Consider the following 20,510-nt stretch of genomic DNA (forward strand, 5'->3'; position numbering starts at 1 on the left):
ATCCACTCTAGTTTAAAATAAATAGGCATATAACTGGTGAATCATTTTATCTCTAACTTTCTTTATTACCGTTCTATTTACTAAAAAATATTCTATCTTTCCAATCCAGCAATCCCAAATCCACCTGGACCAGCGTGGGTAGAGATCATCGCACCGGCTTGCATCCATTTAATATTTTCAAATCCATGTTCTTTTGCGATATTGGTCATTCTCGCCTTAATAGTTTCATCAAGGCCGATGGAATATAATAAATAAATATGTTCTTTATTTATATCGTATTGATTTAAATACTCATGCATTAGTTTTTCTGAAACCATGCTCATTTTCCCTCGATATTTTTTGGTGGAAACAAGTTTTCCATCTATTAATTCAATACGAGGCTTGATTTTTAAAAGAGCACCTCCTAGATAAGCAAGATTACTGACCCTTCCACCCGCTTTTAAGAATTCTAAACTACCAGGAACAAAAGCTAGCCTCGACTTCGGAACGATGAATTCAATTTTTTCTACTAAGTTTTCAGGTTCAATCGTAGGTTCTCTCTCCAATAAGTCTACCGCAAACATCACAATTGCAGCTAATCCTCCTGTTACGTTTAACGCATCAATGAGGTAAATATCATTCAACTCTTCCGCTGCAATCATTGCATTTTGAAAAGAAGAAGATGCCTTAGAAGTATATCCAATATGTATAATGACACAACCCGGATCATTCGCTTTTATCTTCTTGAAGAACTGCTCATATTCATGGACATTTGTTGCAGTTGTAGAAGGAATTTTTTTCGTTCGCTCATGGTATTCATATATTTCTTTTACCGGCAACGAACCGTCTAAATAATCTTTTTCATCCATAATAACGTGCATCGGCACCACTTGAACTGCATGTTTCTCAGTCACTTCAAGTGGTAAATCTGCTCCGCTCTCTGTTGTTAAAATAATTCTACTCATTTATCTAACCCCTTTCGTTTCCGCATTATGCGGTATAAATCATTCAAATACCTTAATCTAACTATATATTAAAACAGTCCACGGGGACAGGTTCACCATTGTCCCGTAGTATACCTAATACTGTAAAGCGAGGGGGGACTGGCACTTAAATCCATTATTATTCATTAACTTTAAACTAACGCTTTTGCTTCAATTTCTTTTACGAGTCAATTCCATCTAAGTAGACATACCATGCGGTCCAATTTATGGCCGCCAAGCTCAACTTTCCTGTAATGTCAGCTGTGATTTTTTCAAATGGCAGGCTAATTGGACTTTCAGTGCATCTTGACTATTATTCAAATCAACTTGGAGCAGCTGTTCAATTGTCTGTAGTCGCTGGTAAAATGTATTGATATGAATATGAAGGACTTTTGCTGTTTTCCCTGGTGACCGATTTGTTTCCATATACGTAAACAGCGTATTCTCCAATTCCTTATGCCGACTGTTCTCTGTTGATAGAGGTGACAATGTATCCTGGATAAATTGTTCAATATCCTCAGTTGGCTGATTAAGAAATAAACGATTCATGCCGATATCTTCATATAATATTACTTCAAGACTATTATAGTTGTTCAAATAGGTAATAATTTTATTTGCTTCGTCATAAGATTTACTTATATATTCGAGACCCTGATAAACATTACTTATCCCACCACGAAATAGAGCTGCATCTTTATTTTCTTCTTGAATACGAATTTGGTTCAAATGGGCTTTTAATTCATAGACTTCCTCTGTATTGGATGGGGATAGAAGCAGGTTAATTTTATTATAGAATCCGTACACCAATTTAACTTGATCACCTAATTCCCTGCTAATCCGGGAGGCTAGCTGATGCACATATATGTCTAAATACTGAAAATCTATTTTTTCCTTAGAAATTTCTAGAACTGCAACCACCCAGTACCCATTTATATCTAGATTTAGTTCCTTACCATATTGAATTAATTGATCTTTTTCATCACAGGCAAGTAATTTATAGAATTGCTCATATACTCTGCGGTGATAAATTTTTGTTGTCGTCTGGCGGTTAACCAATTCCAATGCTAAAACGGTCCCCCCCTGCTCCAGCGTAATTTGGTCAAATTCCGAAATAGATCTATGGAGGGAAACGATGAGACAACCTACAAAAATTTGCCCGTTATATATTGGATAAAGGTAGTAACTCTCTTCATTATCTGTCATTACATAAAAACCTCTACGCCGCTCCTTACATAGTGTTTTGATTTCAAACACACTAAAATTAACCAAGTCATCCTCTCTCGGCGAATAAAATTCATTTTCCAATCCATTAAAAAATACAAAGTCCATATCCATCATTTTTTGTAAACCATTCACCAATACATGAATACCTTTATTTTGGAGGGAAAGCATAATCAGTGTATCGTGGACTTCCTGCCGCTTTTGAAACTGATTATTTTTCTTTTTCAATTGTGCACTTAAGTCGGTAATTTGCTGCAGGCGTTTTATGGTTCCCGAATGATATTGGGCATTTTCAATCGCTATTGCAGCCTGCCTAGCAAACGCTTCAAGTAGCGTAATATCCTCTTCACCAAGATGCTTCTTCATTTTCCACTGGTGGATAATCATGACGCCAATTCGTTTATCATCGATGGAAACCGGCACACAGATGGCTCCTTCAACAAAACCAGATGATCGAATAATGTTAGTGAAGTTTTCAGATAAAACGTTGAATGAATTCATAGCTGCAATTAATTCATCATGAGAGTTGTAAAGTCTACTTTTCCCATCTTCAAACACTTTCCCCGTGATTGATTCACCAACTTTTGTTTCAAACCGATAAATTTCATCATTAAATCCAACAGGCGCTTTTGGAATCAGTTTTTGCTTTTCCGAGTCATAGAGCATCAAGTAACCAGCATCAGCGGCTGGAATTACATTCAACGCATGGCTAATGATTTGTTTTAATACATGATTGAGATTAAGACTAGATGAAATCGAATGCATACTTTCTATTATCGTCTTCTGCTCTTGTTTCTTCGTACTTAAATATTCCTCTAGTATAGTGGAATACAAACTATAATATAGGTGCTCCATTACAGATTCATCTACTGCCTCTAACTTCTCTAATATACACAGAACGATTCCCCTTTTTCCCGAGTAATAAAAGTGAAGTTCCGTATGATTAGCACCTTTTTTCACATAATATTGCGCTCTATCTGGATCACACTTTGGAGAAACTTCTTGTTCTCTCCCCTCAAATCTTTCTAGTATCTCAGCCTTCTCTCCCGCCCCATTATATTTCCAAATCTCGTATCTAACTTCACCAAACTCCTTCTCTATATAACGCGTAATATAATCTCTAAGACTCATAACTTCTCATCCCTTCCATGTAGAATCATCTATAAAAATGATAAAAAGTATGTATGGACACATATTGTAACCGCTTTCTATATTAGTGTATACTAAAGTTAATTATTTGAAAAGTCTGTTGAATGACGAAGCAAAAGCGCAAGCACCCCATTTAGCAACGTACAAACTAGACGAAGCAATGAGATAATGGAAACACGACGAACGAATAGAGTCGATGTTGACTTATCATAGTGGAGGAGTGTGAAGTTTACTAGTTGCTGGGCGCTGGATGTGGACATTCCAGGATGGAGAAAAGAAAGGAATATTTACTTTTTTATCTGTTGAAGAAAATTTCTAAATCACAAAGGGGGAGAAACAAATGCAGCAGGTAATGGAACTTGCAAACAGCAATGTCATGTGGCTGGTCGCCTCAATAGTTATAAGTATCGTCATTTTTCAGAGTATTAAATTCATTCAACTCGCTTCAAAAACCGGTATAGAACAGGGGATGAGCAAAAAAGAGATAAATAGCGCTTTAAAAACTGGGGCAATCGCAGCTATCGGACCTTCCGTCGCAATTGTAATTGTAGCTATTTCGCTAATCGCCTTTCTTGGAAACCCACTTACATTACTTCGGATTGGCGTTATCGGTTCTGCACCGATTGAATCTGTTGGGGCAAGTTTTGCAGCAGAAGCATCCGGAGCAACTCTCGGGGGAGCAGGCTACGACCAAATGGCATTCACTGCCATTGTCTGGACCTTATGTATTGGGGGTATGGGCTGGCTCTTATTTACCGCACTATTCACCAAATCACTTGGCAATACGGAAAAGAAACTAACTAGCAAAGGTGAAAAAAGCAAGAAAACAATGGGTATCATTTCTACTGCTGCAATTATTGCCGCTTTTGGTAACCTCGTTAGTGCTGAAATAATACAAGGACTTGCTCCATTCGCTGTGGCTGTCGCTGCTGGTGCCACAATGGTTATTGCAACCAAACTATCAGAGAAGCCGAAACTTTCTTGGTTACGTGAATGGTCACTCGGTCTATCGATTCTAATAAGTTTATGCTTTGGCTACTTTTTCATCTAAACCAAAGGGGGCATTTCTATGAACGTTGAACAAGTACGTGAATTCAACACAGAAAAGAGCATTAAAGAAACATTAAACAAGAATGCTTCCATGGAGGCATTCCATACAAAAGCACATTTTTGGGGACGACTAACAATCTGGACTGTTATTGCCTTAACCCTGTTTCTTCCCATTTATCTTTCATTTGGTCTCGGCTACCATCCTGGATGGACAGTCATTTTAAATGCACTTGCAGCTTATGCAGGAGTAGTTGCGGTTGTTTGGGTACTGGAACCGATCATGTATTTTCCTATTCTAGGTGTTTCCGGAACATATATTTCTTTCCTGACTGGTAATATTAGTAATATGTGCCTTCCTTCTGCAGCCGCCGCTCAAAATGCGATTGGTGCTGAACCAGGAACAGAAAAGGGAGAACTTACAGCTACACTTGGGATAGGTGCAGCATCACTTGTAAATAAGCTAATCCTTATTCCGATTATCATCGGTGGTTCTGTCGTAATAGCCAACATACCCCAACAGCTTGAAGGGATATTTCCGCTAGTCTTACCAGCCATATTTGGGGCAGTATTGATACAATTTGCTATGAAGAAACCGACATATGGTGTTATTGCTTTAATCATCGGGCTTGGTGTCAATTTAATTTCAATGCCTATTTACTTAAGGAGTCTAATTTGCATTGTGCTTGTTGTCTTGATTTGTATACAACTAGAGAAAATGAAAGAGAAAAAACAGACACTATAATAGGAGGATAAATAATGAGTAAGGCAACTATTCTTGAATGGTTCGAGGAAAATAAACATACGTACACAAAGATGGCCCAGGATATATGGGATCACCCACAAATAGCTTATGAAGAAGAATATGCGAGCGGGTTGCAACAGAAAGCACTAGAGGCTGAAGGATTTACAATTAAACAGCCAATAGGCGGAATAGAAACAGCATTTGTAGCTGAATATGGACAAGGTAAACCTATCATCGGAATCCTTGGTGAATTTGACGCTCTTCCTGGCCTTTCCCAAACAGCGATACCGACGAAAGAAGAAGTTTCCGCAGGCGGCCCAGGCCATGGCTGTGGTCACAACTTACTCGGAACAGCAGGAGTAGAGGCTGTCGTTGCATTGAAGAAAAAAATAGAAGAGGACGGGCACACAGGCACTATTCGATATTACGGATGCCCAGCTGAAGAGGTTCTAAACGGTAAAACACATATGGCCAAAGCAGGCGTGTTCGATGACCTTGATACTGCACTAACTTGGCATCCAATGACGAGTAACGCTCCAATGAATAAAAGTATGCAGTCTATGGTATCCATCAAATTTCATTTTAAAGGAAAACCCGCTCATGCTGCCGCCTCACCTGAAGCAGGTAGAAGTGCACTCGACAGTGTGGAAATTATGAATATCGGAGTCAACTATTTACGTGAGCATGTTCCAGATGGTACGCGCATGCATTACACGATTACGGATGGTGGACTAGCTCCGAATATCGTTCCCGAGTCTGCAACAGTTTGGTATTTCTTAAGAGCAGGTTCCAAGGATAAAGTAGAAGGAATCCTACACAGAGTTAATAATATTGCAAAAGGTGCTGCACTGATGAATGAAACAGAAGTTGATTCAGAAATCCTTGCCTTTGCCTATGATACGTTACCAAATGACGCGTTAAATGAATTAATGTACCATAATATGCTTGAAAGCGCACCACTTGAGTATACAGACGAGGAGCAGGCGTTTGTAGAAAGTTTGGCAACATCATTACCATCGGTTGGAAAACCTTTCGAGGAACTAATACCTACTTCCATTTCCTTCAATCCGTATCAACCTGGAGTTTCGATGCCCGGTTCAACGGATGTCGGTGATGTGAGTTGGATTACACCGACAGGCATGGTTACGACAACCTGTGCACCAGTCGGAACAGCATTGCACTCATGGCAAGCAACAGCTTCATTTGGTACTGAAATTGGATATAAAGGAATGCATTTAGCAGCCAGTACAATGGCACTTACTGCATATGATCTGCTTAACAATAAAGATAATATTATTGATAAAGCAAAAGAAGAATTCGATAAACTTCGTGACGGGAAAGCGTATCAAGCAGGAATTTAGGGACACCGGGGTCAGGTTCACTGTCCCGTAGTTAGCCTAATCGGGACAATGAACCTGTCCCCGTGGCCCACTTTATTTTTTATATAACAGCTTAAACCTTTCGCAAACAACAGGGATTTTGTAATTAAATTCCTGTTTTATATTAATGAATTCTTTTTTAAAGAAGCGTTCGTGAACTTCCCGCCAATAATTTAATGTTCGGTCACCTTCACCTTCCATGTACGCGTGTTCATCTGTAACTTCATCAAAGGGAACTACTTCTACTGAGGTAGTTTCTACTATTGCAACTGCCTTTCCTTCCCCGTCGAGAATAATATTGTGAAGACCTATATACGGTAATTCCTCATTATGCCATTCATATAATGTATAATTTGATGCTGTTGCTGTTTTGATTCCGCCTAACACTAATTCTGCAAGTTCATCAGCCATATCTTTTGAATCGCCAAATGCCCAAGCTTCATACTCTTCCGGTGCGCTAGGATTATTTTTCCGATAATCATCCCACATTTTTAAAATCGAATCATTATTCATATATATATAACCCCACTTTCTTTCTATAAATTATAACATTAAGATTTAAAATATACTCTGTGCTTTAAACTTTACTTCCTTCAGCTTTATGTTTCCTTTCGCTTGTTGCTTCGTGTTGGTCGGTCACTCATCAGCTCTATGAGTTGCCTTTCGCTTGTTGCTTCGCCTTGGTCGGTCACTCATCGACTCTATGAATTACCTTGCGCTGGTTGTTTTGCCTTGGTCGGTCACTCATCAGCTTTATGAGTTGCCTTGTGCTTGTTGCTTCGCCTCGGTCGGTCACTCATCGGCTCTATGAGTTGCCTTGCGCTGGTTGTTTTGCCTTAGTCGGTCACTCATAGACTCTATGAATTACCTTGCGCTGGTTGTTTTGCCTTAGTCGGTCACTCATCGGCTTTATGAGTTGCCTTTCGCTTGTTGCTTCGCCTTGGTCGGTCACTCATCAGCTCTTTGAGTTTCCTTTCGATGGTTGTTTTGTCTTGGTCGGTCACTCATTTCTATCCTAGGCAAACGAATTGACTTTAAAATGGTCAGATGCCACTTCCTATAAATGTAACACCAGTCCCCACTTCCGCTAAAAGCGGTATGAATAGCTAACTTTTCATGTATGAGAAAAGAATCTCCTTCTCCCCTGTTCCTAAGAAGATGCCATAAAACCGACATGATATACAGGAACAACATCTTGACAATATCTTACCTAATGTATACTATTTTGATATGAATTATATATATAGCGTTTGAAGGGGGAAAATCATGGCAGCCCAGAATCAAAAATCATCTAGAGGGAGTCGGTTGCTAAACGGAATTGAACGTATTGGGAACAAAATTCCTGACCCGTTTATGTTATTTATTGTTTTAGCTATCATAATTATTTTTGTATCGTGGATTATATCGTTCTTTAATGTTTCCTTTACCCAACCAGGGGAGGAAAAAGAAATTTTCATCCAAAGCCTTGTTTCCGCGGAAGGTTTACAATATATGCTCACGTCGATGATCGACAATTTCGTCGGGTTTGGACCACTCGGGATTGTTCTTACCATGATGCTCGGAATTGGACTGGCAAATAAAGTTGGCTTGTTGGAGACGTTTATTAAAAGTACCATTTTAAAAGCTCCGAAGTCATTGGTAACCTATGCCGTTATTTTTACAGGGATTATCGGAAACCTTGCTGCTGATGCAGCGTTTATTATCGTTCCGCCTCTTGCAGCAATGGTATTTTACAATGTGGGCCGCCACCCACTGGCAGGACTGGCCGCAGGATTCGCTGGAGTAGGCTCTGGATTTACGGCCAATATTATTGTGGCGAATACAGATGCCGTCATATCCGGGATCTCAGCAGAAGTCATGGAGAGCTTGAACACAGCCGTTACCGTGACACCGGTAGATAATTATTACTTCATGCTTGCTTCTGTTATCGTCCTAACCATCACCGGTGCATTTATTACGGAAAAAGTCGTGGAACCACGGCTTGGAGTGTACGAAGGCGATGTGAAGAAAGTATTTGAAGCCGCAAGCCCGTTAGAAAAAAGAGGCTTGCGAAATGCTGGAATTGCAGCGCTCGCCTATATTGGGTTGTTATTACTGGTTCTTTTTTTACCAGATTCTCCACTGCGCAACGAAGAAGGTGGCATGATTCCATCGCCATTTTTAGCGGGAATTGTCCCCATCATTATGTTATTTTTCGTTACAGTTGCAATTGCGTACGGGAAGACTACGAATCAAATAGAAGATTCCCGTTCTGTCGCTAGCTTGATGGGAGAAGCAATGAAAGATATGTCAGGCTTTATCGTGCTCATCTTTGCTGCATCCCAGTTTATTGCTTATTTTGAATGGACAAACATCGGCTCCTGGCTTGCCGTAACTGGTGCTGATTTCCTAGATTCTGTCGATATAACAGGCATTGGCGTTGTGGTTGCCTTCATTTTATTGACAGCACTCTTGAATCTATTTATTTTTAGTGGTGCTGGGCAATGGGCATTGGAAGCACCCATTTTCTTAAAAATGTTCTATTTTCTCGATTACCATCCGGCCTTTATCCAGGCAGCATACCGGATCGCTGATTCATCAACGAATATTATTACGCCGATGAATCCATATTTCATTATTGTGCTAGCCTTTGTCAAAGAATACGATAAAAAAGCTGGGATGGGAACGTTAATTGCACTAATGTTGCCATATAGTATCACCTTTCTCGTTATCTGGATTCTACTCTTTTTAGCATTTACTTTTTTAGGAATCCCATTTGGACCAGGAATTGGCGTGTATTTGTAAGATCTAAAAAATGGTGCCAAAATAGTGCCAGTCCCCCCTCACTTTACACAGCGAGGGGAGACTGGCACTTAAAATCATAGTTAAATTAATAAAAGAATCCCTTTATAAAAACAACAAAAGCTTTGCAAGTTTATAAAATACTTGCAAAGCTCTTAAAAAATCTCTTAATCTAAATTCGCAACAAGTCGACCAGTTACTTCATGGCGTTCTAAGCGACCTAAACCATCTGCAATTTCTTCAAATGAAATTTCAGAAAGAGTTGGATTTAAATGACCCTCTGACATCAACTGTAAGATAGCAGCGATATCTTCTACTGTACCACCAACGCTACCTTTTAATTGTACAGATTTTAAAATTAAGTTACTTGTGTTAATTGTAGATTGTAATTTCCCCATACCTACAAGCACTACAGTACCGCCAACAGCTACGGTATCAATTGCATCTGCTGTAGTAGTACCAAATCCAGCATAGTCAACAATGAGTTCAGGTGCATATTCAGCAAGCTCTTTTACATCTTCAACGACTACTTTAACACCAATTTCTTTTGCAAGTTCACGAGCGGATGCGCTTACGTCTGCTGCATAAACTTCACAGCCTGCGACAACTGCTGCACGTGCTGCCATTTGTCCCAAACCACCAATACCGATAATACCGACTTTCATTCCAGCTTTTGCTCCACCTTTTTGGAACATAGCATGATAGGAAGTCATTCCAGCATCTGTACTTGCAGCTGCTTGAGCATATGATACGTTATCAGGAATCGGAACCAAATCAACAGCGGGTACAAGTACTTTATTTGCATAGCCACCATCACGACCGTTACCTGGTCCCAAACCATCTTTACCTACTGGGCAAACAGCTACACGTTGACCCAATTTATAATCTGTAACCCCTTCGCCTACTTCAATAATGTCACCAGCAATTTCATGTCCTAAAATAATCGGTACTTTTGCTAAAATATTCATCCATCCAGGATCACGTAAAGTTGCGACGTCGGAGTGACATAAACCTGCAGATTTCACATCAATGATAACAGTACCTGGTGTTGCCACCGGATCTGATTTTTCAACTAAAGTAAGTGGTTCATTCGTTCCTGTAAATTGCCAACCCTTCATTATATTCCTCCTATATTCCTAATAATTAATTCACGTTAACTGTAAGTCTAATTCTATAAATAATCAAACAAAAAACTTTTATATTTTAAGTGGAAACAGTCTGCTATTCAGTGGTAAATACAATATCTAGGATCGTACATTTCATTGGCTGCAATCATTAAATGTTGTTAGGGGGTTAGCCCCAATCTTCGCTATCGCTCTTTAATGTGGTGGGGGACTATTTGACGGTTAAGGTATTATTTTTTACTATTAGAGCATTGTCACAATCAGTGACAATGCTCAAGGGTTAACCTATAGAATATTAGCAACCACTAAATTGATTTCACTCTTATCTACAAATAGTGGCTATCTTAATTTTTACTTTTAATTTCTACACCTAACCTATAATAATCATCCATTACTTCTTTAGGAACCATACTTCCCCCAGTTGCCCAGGCTAGATGTGTAGCATTCTCCATTTTTGGAATTATTTGATTATCATTTAAATATTTTCTACCTGCATCTTCTTTAAACAGTTGGACTGGTCCGTGAACTCCAGCTAGTGCGGATGGCTCAAGGCGAATATTTTCACTATCTATTAGATTACTTAATAAGATATATAATGTTTGATCGTTTACTGTATAACTTCCACTGATTACATTTTCCAGTGTTTTCCCTACAAATCCAGAGGGCCTCCCAACCGCTAGCCCATCTGCAGCTGTAATATTATCGATTCCAAAGTCCTGGACCATCATTTGATCGTGCTTTCCGGTCAAGAGACCAATAAGCATACAGGGGGAATGGGTCGGTTCTGCGAAAAAGCAATGAACATGATCCTTAAATACCATTTTTAGACCAAAGGCTACCCCACCTGGTCCACCTCCAACCCCACATGGAAGATATACAAATAATGGGTGATCTCTATCTATCAATATATCCATTTCATCCAATTGATTTTTCAATCTGAATGCTGCAACTGCATAACCTAAAAATAGATTCACTGAATTTTCATCATCTACGAAATAACCGTTAGCATCTAACTCTGCTTGTTTTCTTCCTTCTTTAACGGCCTTCCCATAATCAGAAGTGTGTTCAACGACGATAACACCTTTTTCTCGAAGCATATCTTTTTTCCACTGTCTTGCATCCGCAGACATATGAACAGTAACATGAAATCCAAGCTTTGCACTCATTATTCCAATGCTTAGCCCTAAATTCCCAGTTGATCCTACTACAATGGAATAATTGGAGAAAAAGTCTCTGAATTTTTGACTATCCATGATGGAGTAGTCATCATTTGGTGTGATCATTCCATTTTCAAATGCCAGGTCCTCAGCATGTTTTAAGACTTCATAAATTCCGCCTCTCGCCTTGATCGAACCTGAAACAGCAAGATGACTATCGCATTTTAGTAATAGCTTTCCATCCACTTTTTGATGAAACATTTCTTCAAGACAACGTTGCATTTCTGGAATCTCAACCGTAGGAGACTCGATTATTCCATTTAATTCTCTAGTTTCTGGAAAAACTTTTGCGATATATGGAGCAAATCGATTCAGCCTTTCCTCTGCATCCCTAATGTCGTTTTCCGTCAGCGAAACCTTCTTATTCGCCTCTTCAAAAGGTAGGTAGTAAGGGTTATCCCAGAATACTTCTTCGGTAGATATTATCTGTTCTAGCATGGGATAAAGTTTCTTCCATTCTTCTAATGTTTTTCCAGCAATTAAGTTATTTGTCATTACGGGATTACCTCCTCACATCAATTCCATTTATTATATTAATTATAAGTATAATTAAAATTACTCTTCATAAAAAGGAATAGAAGATTTTATATAGTCTCTTCTATTCCTTAGGGAAGATAAACATTTGTAAGGAATTAGCCGTTACTGTGCATCATACTCAAGTTAACAGGGTAAGGAGCCGCATCGATATAGTTATATAATTCTATAAGATTGTTTATGGATTCTTTGTAAGTCTATAATATTCAGGCGCCAGTCCCCATCGCTTTAATATTGTAAAGCTGCGGGAGACTGGCACTTGAATCCTGTAGAGATATAACAGAAACTTTTTATTAAAATCCTTGTTTCTTCTAGTTTGATACTAGAAAACCTTTCCCTTACTTTTTACTCTTTTGAAACCAGCACATCATCGAAGTAGCTATTCGGATTTCCCCAAGCATATAAAGCTACCGTACCATTCGAATGGGAATCATCGATAATGGGTTCTCCAAAGATGTCTATTCCGTCCTTGAACGCCTGAATCTGATTGCCAATGACCTTGATTTCTAGTTCAATATTGGCCCCTGTGATATATCCTGGTTTTTCCACATGGGCCAGGGTAGTTTCCATTCCATCAACAACTTTGAAAAGCTTGATAAAATTACGTTGCTCATCCAAATCTAGTTTATAGTAGTTATCTGGATCCTGATAGCGGAACATAAGACCAATTCCGTCATCATCAGTGGAGCGTAATGTAGTGGAGAACGTGTAATCGCTCCAAGAATTGATTGCATTAGCCCTATCATAAAAAGCAAAGGTACCCTTACGATTATCAACGGCAGGAACATCTGGACCATAGATATTGGAAGACTGCACTACTTCCCCTCTCACTACTGACCAATTGGATGGTGCGGAAACCGTTCCTTCATCCACAACTGTCCAGTCTACCATTAGCCCGTCATTACCACAGTTAAATTTATTATTTCCACTTTTACAGTATGTTTTTTGCTCCCCATCAAAATCTTCCTTCAAAAGATACTCAGGAATTGCAACATTGGAATTAGGTGTACCAAGCTCAACATTTGTATATTGGAATTCATTTTGCCAGTCAGTTTTATATTCATCTAGATAAGGTGAGTAACTGATTCCTTTCACAGTCCCTTTTTCCGGATCGATTTCCAGAAGACGTAGAAAACCATTTCCTCCATTTTCTTGCATCTGGTAGTTAGCTAGCATTTGATAGACTTTATTTCCATAGTTTCCTACCGATACACGACGACCTTGACCATCGTTCAACACATGTCCACTAAGCACCATGGAGATATTCGGATGCTGCTTAACGAATTTCTGCCACATTTCTTCCCCGTCATTAACCCCACCAGGTTCTGAACCTACACCGTAATTATGCGCATTCCAGGCATGTCCTGTACTATGACGGGTCTCATCAGAAAACATATAGCTATGTGTTACTACAATTACACGGTGTTTGGGATGAGTTGAAACAACCTCGTTAGCCCAATCCAATACAGGATCTCTTGGTCCAAATTCCAGCGAAAGTACTAACCAGTCAGTTCCTCCCGCGTTGAAGGTATGATAGTTATTATCATACTTATCCGGTTCCGCTGGATAAACACCCCCAAAAGTTTCGGTTCCAGAAAAATCGCTTACCGGAAAATAGGTATTATATAAAGTAGTATCTCGTGTATTTGCCGAACCATTCGTACCCATATCATGGTTTCCAGGTAAAACAGAATAAGGAACAACACCATCTAACGTTCGCATTGCATCATTTGCTACCTCCCACTGGGGTGTATTGTTATTGTTAACGATGTCTCCCACGTGAGTGACAAACTTGATATTCTGTTCCTCCGAATTGTCCGCAATCCACTGCGTTTGGGCGCGGAAAATATCCGGATGGTTCCTGCTTAAGTTTTGGGTATCAGGCAGGATAGCAATTTTAAAAGCTGACGAGCTAGCCTCTGCCTCTACATCGTTGGGTCCTTGAAAAAATGAAGACATTACCAAACTGAAAACCATCATCATAACAAAAGCGGATTTAGTTACTTTCATCTTTTACATCATCCCTTTTTAATTTTTTAGTTAGTCAAGAGGTTCTTTTACCATGTCAATTACCCAGCAGCCTTTCCGATAATTTTCACCTCCCTAAAAAAATTTACATCGCAAACATGTAGGTTCGAAGTAAAGAACTTTTTAACGACTTTACATTACTTGATAGGGGAAATAATAATCTATTATTGAAGCTACAATGATAGATATTAGATAGTCTCTAGTTGACATTTAATAAATCTAGTAAGATATTCTATGGAATTAACCATGAGAAAGTATCACTCCTTCCAATAAAAATAGCACCAACTAAAAAGATAGGACTTCTAGTGCCCTAATCTTTTTATTTAGTGCTTACTCTAGGTCATCGCGCTAAACAAAAATCGAATATTACTATATCGTATTTAACTATATTTTAATTATAACGATAGATTGTTAATTCCGTATGAAGCGAATGTCAAATGTTTGTTAATCATAAATGTTTTGATAAATGATATATATCTAGTAAATCTCGAATTTCATTGATAATGAATGTCGGTTCTACATTGGTAGTAACGGGTAATTTCGGATTTTTAGGTATACCACTTACACTGATCCCTGCTGTCTTCATGCCTGTAAGATAGCCTCCTGTATATATATCCGTATTGAAATTGTCTCCAATTATGATGCTTTGTTCTGCGTTTGAAGAACATTTTTTCATCGCATAATTAAATATGAAAGGCCACAAATTCCCATTTATTCTATAGCTATAATGATCTCTTTTACGAATACAATAATATCCCCATCGTGTTTAATTTTTCCTTTATTTCTCTTGCTGTATGTGTCGAATTATTCGTTATAAGTCCAATGGTTTTATGATCTTTTCTTAGCTGTTTTGGCAAAGGGATAACACCAGGAAAGGGTTCTTCTCCACGATATATTGAACCATCTAATTCAAAGGAAAATGCTTCTAGTTCTGAAAGTGATATCATACATTGACTCCTTTAAAGTAAATCTTCAAATGTTAAATTCCATAATTCAACATTACTCACTGCAAGAGCAGTAGATCCTGCATCTAAACTAATCTTTGCTTCTTCCACAGTTTGTATTAACCCGCTAGAAATGATGGGGGTATCGGTAAAACCGGATGCAAATTTATCAATTATTTTCGGAACAACTCCAGGCATAAGTTCGATTGCATCTGGTTGAATAGATTTAACTACACTAGTTCCATTCGTTAATGCAAGTGAGTCTAGAATAAACAAGTGAAATATAGCGTAAAGTTCATTTTTGTTTGCCTCTCGAATTAAATGCCTTTTAGGTGTAACAATACCGTCTGCTTGTATATAATGTTTAATAAATGAAATGGTTTCTTTATCCGTATTGGATATGCCTTTTATTAAATCGGTGTGTAAAAATGAACCTTTGTTGTGTTTTTTCGCAAGCTGAACACCTTCAATAACCTGTTTCACGTCCCCACCCATGAAAAAAATATTATCCACCTTGCTATCTATTGCTTTCTGAAAGTCATCCATATTTCTTAATGCAGCAATAATAGGCTTTTTGCCGATTAAATGTAAGAGACTCATGTATTTCCTCCTTTAAAAGAAAAAACAGAAAAAAAGATGGCACTTCAGGTGTCATAACTCTTTATTTAGTGCATTCTCTAGGACATCGTGCTAAACACTGATTACTTTATACAATTAAAATAACCTTTTTGACTTTTTCATTTCTTCATTCTTATTGTAACTGTTTATTGTAAAACACCTATTAACTCAAGGTTAATAGTTTGTAAACATTTTTGAGACTTTCACGATCATTATTCTTGCCGCGTGATATTGCGGCAACACCGCAAAATAATCCATATAAAATCTCATCCTCTATTAAACAACTAAAAAGTGAAGAAAAAGGCAAAAGTCAATATTACAGTATCGCTCGGAAATGAGTTATTAATTGGATATTCAATAAGTTGATTAACATTTGGTAATTCCGCAAATGGTTGATGATTGCTATGAATTTTTCCCGCAACTTTCCCCAATAGGATAAAAACTCCTGCCGTTATGATTCCACATAACACTATTCTTCTATTCTTTCTTTTACGTGTAAAACTAAATATGATAACAAAGATAATATATACAGTATATACTCAGACATAAAAACCATGACCCGTTTCAAGAATGTAACTTCTTTTCCTAAATCATTTATTATTCTAAAGATCGAAATATTGAAATCTCAAATCTGATAGATCCAATTATATACCTCCCCCTGATATTCATTTAATCTTTGACTTCCTCCACCAACAATCGATTAAACACCATTAACGATAGTGTATTCTGAAAGAGCTGGCAGGCCTTTTTATTTGTGCAACCTTCTAACACTTTGATTGCTATACTATGTACTTTTATTATGCATTAAACAAATGGGCTAAGGTTAAGAAAGTATTGATAATACGTTTAAGGATTTTGAAAGAAAAAAAACCTAATTCCTCCCTACCTTTGGTGAGAAATTAGGCTTATGTTCTGCAAGAAACACGCCCGGTAATGAAATATCCATTTAGTATTTACCAAGAAAATATTCTGTCTCGCTTAAATTGACATATCAAATGATAAAAATTCAGGTAGTTTTTGTTTATGCTTGTCGAGCATAATCTGTTCTGGCTTGATGCCCTGTTCACGCAGTACTTCAATGTTCTGCATAAGAAATTCGTCGCTGCCGACAACATAGAAGAGTCCATCCTTGTCTGCAGCAAGACTTTTCACTTCTTCATAGTAGTCTTTACGGTTATCTGTGAACTGTGATGTGAACTTCTTGTCAGGTGCGGATTCAAAAATATTCGTGAATAAGAAATCTTTTGATGAATCGATGTTCAGGGAATGAATTTGATTGACGTTGTCAGCTCGTTCGAAATAATCAAGTACAAGCGGTCTGAAGGTTGCCAGGCCAACACCTGATGACAGCAGGTAAACATTCTTGTCTTCTCTTTTAAGCGGCACATTCGAATGAGTTTTAAATATTGCAACTTCATTGCCGACTTCGAGGTTTCTTAAAATCGTTTTATACTCAGAGCACTGCTCTCTTATGCGTGTTGTGATACCGATTGAATTTTCATCCGGTAAGGTGGAAATTGACATGTGGCGAATCAGGCTTCGGTTTGGTTTATCTCCGGCATTAAAACCTTCTAGTGCCATGTGGGTGTGGGAGCCTTCTTCCCATGTAAATTCTTTCGGACAATCGAGCAAGTACGTTTTAACCTCAGGCGTTTCTTCAATAATCTTATTTATTTTAGTCCAGTATATTTGCATTATATATTCTCCTTAAACAATTATATGTTTCGTTACTATCTAATATACAATAATTGATAATAATTCTCAATTAAACAGACTGATTATCTCAGATAATTTATGTGACTTAAGACGGACCACATGATAGACAGATTCGTTTTCACTTAACTCATACAGTAATTCATTCACTCTCCCACTATGTTAATCTAGATTCTATTAAGTTCACGGAGAGTCTTTTTTATACGAGTCTATTTATAAATCATTGACACTAACAAAGCGCACCTCATGAGAAACCCTTGAAATACAAGAAAAAGGACACTTTCCATCCTACAGGAAAGCGCCCGAATGTAGAAATAATTATTTATGTATTTCCCATCTTTTTATTTATTATTTCTTCACCCTTTTTATTATTATATCCTATTAAATAAACATGTTCTGAATCTGTAAGTCCAATTATGAAGACATTTACGAGAAGTTACTCAAGTTTTTATACTAACTAGTAAAGTCATTTTTTAACCATTTATTATGTTAATCCTAAATGTTCACGGAAGGTATGACCTTCATATTTCTTTCTGAAAATCCCTCTTTTTTGCATTTCAGGAACAATGAGTTCAACAAAGTCTTCTAAACTACCAGGTAATGTAGGTGGCATTAGATTAAATCCGTCAGCCACACCAGCTTCATACCAGACTTCCATCTGATCAACAATTTCGTCGGGTGTACCTATCAGCGTGTGATGTCCACCGCCTGCATTAAGATATCCTAATAATTCTCTTACAGTAGGTTGTGTATCATTAATAATTTCTAGTATCGTTTCGTAACGTCCAACTGGACCAGTAAATTCTTCTACTGGGGGTAATTGAGGTACTTCTTTATCAATCTCCCAATTAGAACAGTCTTGTTGAATAAAGAAACTCAACTGTTTTAAAGCTGTTTCAAGCGATAATTGCTCATCTAATGCTGCTTTTTTGGCTAAAGCTTCTTCATGAGTATGACCTACATAGGTTACTAAGCCTGGAAATACTTTAATATGTCTATTGCTGTCTTCGCTTTGTTTAACTTGTTCATCTAATTTTTTACGAAATTTCTTTGCTTGCTTTAAGTTCCACGACACGGAATATACTGCATCGGCATATTTTGCAGCTAATGCAATACCTTGTTTAGATGCCCCTGCTTGCATTGATACTGGTTTGCCTTGCGGACTTTTTGGGGTAGTGGATGGGCCATTCACTTTAAAATAGGTACCTTCATGATTAAAAGGCTGAATATTTGAAGGATTTATCAATTTTCTTTCTTCTCGGTGATGTAGAAACTCATTACTGTCCCATGAAAGAAATAACTTATTCATTAAAGCAGCGAATTCATCTGCCTTCTCATAGCGTTTGTCATGAGTTGGAAGTTCTTCCATACTATGATTTAGCGCCTCTAAATCTCTCATTGACGTAACAAGATTCCAACCAACACGTCCTTTTGTAATATGGTCTAAACTTAATAGTTGTCGTGAAGCTGTGAAAGGATTAGCAAAAGTACTTGAAATTGTTGAAACTAATCCCACATGATTTGTCACTTGAGAAATAGCAGTTAAATTGACTATTGGATCAAACCAAAATGCTGGCATATCACTAGAATCCTTACCTTGAAATGATTGATTATCAGCAAAGAATACTGCATCAAAGTAACCTTTCTCTGCTAACTGTGCCAAAGATTGGTAATAAGAAATATCTCCAATACGTTCAACACTAGAGTCAGGCATTAACCAAGCAGCTTGATGGTGTCCACAACCATACAGCAAAACACCTAAGTGTAGTTGATTTTTTTTCGTTTTTGTCATTTGTTTACACCTCAACATACATCATTATTAATTGTCTTGTATACTCCTTTTTTGGGTAATTTAAGCTATTAGTTCATTGTCAAACCACCATCTACTGTGAAATTTTGACCTGTAATACCGCTCGCATTTTCCGAAGATAAATAAGCGACCATATTGGCTACATCTGTAGGTGTGGTCACCTTCTTCAATGGCGTTGATTGAGCAATTAAATCGAATACTTCTGGTGTTGTAACAGCACTGGCGTCAGTCGTTTTTAATAATCCACCTGAAACTACATTCGCTTTTATACCATATACTCCTAATTCAGAAGCGATATTACGTGTAAAACCTATTAATCCAGCTTTAGCTGTTGTATATTCGTGGTAGGGTACAACAGGATTTTGATATAAATTAGTACCTATACTTATAATACTTCCATTTTGTCGTTCAATAAATTGAGGCATAACGCTTTGAACTACATTAAATGCTGCTTTTAAAGTACCATCTAGTTGTTTTTGATAATCATCCCAAGTGAGTTCTTTGAAGCTTTTCTGTTTGTTTGGATCAAATTTGAAGTCCACTAATGCATTGTTGACTACAACATCTATTTGACCAAAATATTCCGTTGCATTTTTTATCAATTGATCTACTTCTTTACGATTTGTTACATCAGCCTGAATTGCAATAGCATTCTCTTCACCAATCTCAGAAACGAGTTTCTCAGCAGCATCTTTGCTTTTATAGTAATTGATAACCACTTGAAATCCTTGTTCTGCCAATGTCTTTACAATAGTTGCTCCTAAGCCTCTACTACTACCTGTTACTAATACTGTTCTAGTCATCATAACAACTCCTATATTTTTAATTTTGATAGAACGTAAAAAATAAAATGATAGATAAAATAAAAAAATACGCAACCTTCCCATAGGAAAGTTGCGTAAAAACAATTAACTACATATTAAGAATAAGGCACAATCGCTCTTTAAGTATGTATTAGAGTTTACACTTTCCTACGCTAGTTTCAGCTAGTTCAGGTTCAAAGGGTTTGAGGTAATACTCATCTCAGTTAAATAACACCCCTAGTGCATATATTTAAGTTATATTCAATGTTATAGTTTTAAGAAAATTATGTCAAGGAAATATGGATAGTTACAGTATTTCTATAACTTTGTTATTCTAAAAATAACATGTTATATTTTCTCATTACTAATATATTGAATCTGCTTCCCCATCGGCTGTTCAATATTGGTCTACAAACTCGTCATAAAGTAATAAGC

General features: G+C 37.6%; 16 protein-coding genes and 1 riboswitch. Of the genes, 4 read left to right on the forward strand and 12 right to left on the reverse strand.

All coding sequences use genetic code 11. The features are described from left to right. Positions 1-92 precede the first annotated feature (92 nt). Positions 93-944, reverse strand: coding sequence for a DegV family protein (locus BV906_RS16715; protein WP_087974772.1), 852 nt, complete (start codon positions 942-944; stop codon positions 93-95). Between the two features lie 258 nt (positions 945-1,202). Next, positions 1,203-3,314, reverse strand: a complete 2,112-nt coding sequence (locus tag BV906_RS16720) for a helix-turn-helix domain-containing protein (protein ID WP_087974773.1) — start codon at positions 3,312-3,314, stop codon at positions 1,203-1,205. A 358-nt stretch (positions 3,315-3,672) separates the two neighbouring features. Here BV906_RS16720 and BV906_RS16725 point away from each other — a divergent pair, with 358 nt between their 5' ends. The 3 genes from BV906_RS16725 to BV906_RS16735 are packed head-to-tail and all read left to right on the forward strand — an operon-like array spanning position 3,673 to position 6,485. After that, on the forward strand, positions 3,673-4,383 hold the full coding sequence (locus tag BV906_RS16725; protein WP_087974774.1) for a DUF5058 family protein: 711 nt from the start codon (positions 3,673-3,675) through the stop codon (positions 4,381-4,383). An 18-nt stretch (positions 4,384-4,401) separates the two neighbouring features. Next, the gene (locus tag BV906_RS16730; RefSeq protein ID WP_176330387.1) at positions 4,402-5,124 is read left to right on the forward strand and encodes a small-conductance mechanosensitive channel; all 723 of its coding nucleotides are present in this window, start codon (positions 4,402-4,404) and stop codon (positions 5,122-5,124) included. Between the two features lie 14 nt (positions 5,125-5,138). Beyond that, entirely contained in the window at positions 5,139-6,485 is a 1,347-nt protein-coding gene (locus tag BV906_RS16735) for an amidohydrolase (protein ID WP_087974775.1), read from the forward strand. Positions 6,486-6,557: 72 nt separating this feature from the next. Here BV906_RS16735 and BV906_RS16740 read toward each other — a convergent pair whose 3' ends face one another. Then, positions 6,558-7,016 carry an ASCH domain-containing protein gene (locus BV906_RS16740; RefSeq protein WP_087974776.1) on the reverse strand — a complete coding sequence of 153 codons (459 nt, stop codon included), beginning with the start codon at positions 7,014-7,016 and terminating at the stop codon, positions 6,558-6,560. 753 nt (positions 7,017-7,769) lie between these two features. On the opposite strand from BV906_RS16740, the gene BV906_RS16745 reads away from it, so the two are divergent. Further along, positions 7,770-9,287 (forward strand): AbgT family transporter, encoded by a 1,518-nt coding sequence (locus tag BV906_RS16745; RefSeq protein WP_087974777.1) that lies wholly within the window; start codon positions 7,770-7,772, stop codon positions 9,285-9,287. A 164-nt stretch (positions 9,288-9,451) separates the two neighbouring features. Here the strand turns inward: BV906_RS16745 and BV906_RS16750 are convergent, their stop codons facing one another. The 9 genes from BV906_RS16750 to BV906_RS16790 all read right to left on the reverse strand — a co-directional run bounded on the left by BV906_RS16750 (position 9,452) and on the right by BV906_RS16790 (position 20,075). Beyond that, a complete protein-coding gene (locus tag BV906_RS16750) occupies positions 9,452-10,402 on the reverse strand; it encodes a zinc-binding dehydrogenase (protein WP_087974778.1) in 951 nt (316 codons plus the stop codon). A 350-nt stretch (positions 10,403-10,752) separates the two neighbouring features. Further along, positions 10,753-12,120, reverse strand: coding sequence for a D-serine ammonia-lyase (locus BV906_RS16755; protein WP_087974779.1), 1,368 nt, complete (start codon positions 12,118-12,120; stop codon positions 10,753-10,755). Positions 12,121-12,504: 384 nt separating this feature from the next. Then, entirely contained in the window at positions 12,505-14,169 is a 1,665-nt protein-coding gene (locus tag BV906_RS16760; protein ID WP_217896393.1) for a metallophosphoesterase, read from the reverse strand. Positions 14,170-14,635: 466 nt separating this feature from the next. Further along, the gene (locus BV906_RS16765; RefSeq protein ID WP_281254160.1) at positions 14,636-14,890 is read right to left on the reverse strand and encodes an HAD hydrolase-like protein; all 255 of its coding nucleotides are present in this window, start codon (positions 14,888-14,890) and stop codon (positions 14,636-14,638) included. Between the two features lie 34 nt (positions 14,891-14,924). Next, positions 14,925-15,134: an HAD family hydrolase gene (locus tag BV906_RS16770; RefSeq protein ID WP_087974781.1), complete on the reverse strand. Its 210-nt coding sequence runs from the start codon at positions 15,132-15,134 to the stop codon at positions 14,925-14,927. Positions 15,135-15,146: 12 nt separating this feature from the next. Further along, entirely contained in the window at positions 15,147-15,731 is a 585-nt protein-coding gene (locus tag BV906_RS16775) for a glycerol-3-phosphate responsive antiterminator (RefSeq protein WP_087974782.1), read from the reverse strand. A gap of 996 nt (positions 15,732-16,727) precedes the next feature. Next, a complete protein-coding gene (locus BV906_RS16780; RefSeq protein ID WP_087974783.1) occupies positions 16,728-17,444 on the reverse strand; it encodes a ferredoxin reductase domain-containing protein in 717 nt (238 codons plus the stop codon). Positions 17,445-17,946: 502 nt separating this feature from the next. Beyond that, positions 17,947-19,254: an LLM class flavin-dependent oxidoreductase gene (locus BV906_RS16785; protein ID WP_087974784.1), complete on the reverse strand. Its 1,308-nt coding sequence runs from the start codon at positions 19,252-19,254 to the stop codon at positions 17,947-17,949. A gap of 68 nt (positions 19,255-19,322) precedes the next feature. After that, positions 19,323-20,075 (reverse strand): 3-oxoacyl-ACP reductase, encoded by a 753-nt coding sequence (locus tag BV906_RS16790; protein WP_087974785.1) that lies wholly within the window; start codon positions 20,073-20,075, stop codon positions 19,323-19,325. A gap of 148 nt (positions 20,076-20,223) precedes the next feature. Continuing rightward, positions 20,224-20,324: riboswitch (TPP riboswitch) on the reverse strand. Positions 20,325-20,510 lie beyond the last annotated feature (186 nt).

Source organism: Oceanobacillus rekensis (assembly GCF_002153375.1).
GTDB lineage: Bacteria > Bacillota > Bacilli > Bacillales > Amphibacillaceae > Oceanobacillus > Oceanobacillus rekensis.

What these genes read in the sequence shown, in the direction of transcription:
- BV906_RS16755 (WP_087974779.1), bottom strand. Translation starts at nt 12,120, where the DNA reads ATGACAAATAACTTAATTGCTGGAAAAACATTAGAAGAATGGAAGAAA.
- BV906_RS16780 (WP_087974783.1), bottom strand. Translation starts at nt 17,444, where the DNA reads ATGCAAATATACTGGACTAAAATAAATAAGATTATTGAAGAAACGCCT.
- BV906_RS16715 (WP_087974772.1), bottom strand. Translation starts at nt 944, where the DNA reads ATGAGTAGAATTATTTTAACAACAGAGAGCGGAGCAGATTTACCACTT.
- BV906_RS16760 (WP_217896393.1), bottom strand. Translation starts at nt 14,169, where the DNA reads ATGAAAGTAACTAAATCCGCTTTTGTTATGATGATGGTTTTCAGTTTG.
- BV906_RS16745 (WP_087974777.1), top strand. Translation starts at nt 7,770, where the DNA reads ATGGCAGCCCAGAATCAAAAATCATCTAGAGGGAGTCGGTTGCTAAAC.
- BV906_RS16770 (WP_087974781.1), bottom strand. Translation starts at nt 15,134, where the DNA reads ATGATATCACTTTCAGAACTAGAAGCATTTTCCTTTGAATTAGATGGT.
- BV906_RS16750 (WP_087974778.1), bottom strand. Translation starts at nt 10,402, where the DNA reads ATGAAGGGTTGGCAATTTACAGGAACGAATGAACCACTTACTTTAGTT.
- BV906_RS16730 (WP_176330387.1), top strand. Translation starts at nt 4,402, where the DNA reads ATGAACGTTGAACAAGTACGTGAATTCAACACAGAAAAGAGCATTAAA.
- BV906_RS16790 (WP_087974785.1), bottom strand. Translation starts at nt 20,075, where the DNA reads ATGACTAGAACAGTATTAGTAACAGGTAGTAGTAGAGGCTTAGGAGCA.
- BV906_RS16720 (WP_087974773.1), bottom strand. Translation starts at nt 3,314, where the DNA reads ATGAGTCTTAGAGATTATATTACGCGTTATATAGAGAAGGAGTTTGGT.
- BV906_RS16775 (WP_087974782.1), bottom strand. Translation starts at nt 15,731, where the DNA reads ATGAGTCTCTTACATTTAATCGGCAAAAAGCCTATTATTGCTGCATTA.
- BV906_RS16740 (WP_087974776.1), bottom strand. Translation starts at nt 7,016, where the DNA reads ATGAATAATGATTCGATTTTAAAAATGTGGGATGATTATCGGAAAAAT.
- BV906_RS16725 (WP_087974774.1), top strand. Translation starts at nt 3,673, where the DNA reads ATGCAGCAGGTAATGGAACTTGCAAACAGCAATGTCATGTGGCTGGTC.
- BV906_RS16735 (WP_087974775.1), top strand. Translation starts at nt 5,139, where the DNA reads ATGAGTAAGGCAACTATTCTTGAATGGTTCGAGGAAAATAAACATACG.
- BV906_RS16785 (WP_087974784.1), bottom strand. Translation starts at nt 19,254, where the DNA reads ATGACAAAAACGAAAAAAAATCAACTACACTTAGGTGTTTTGCTGTAT.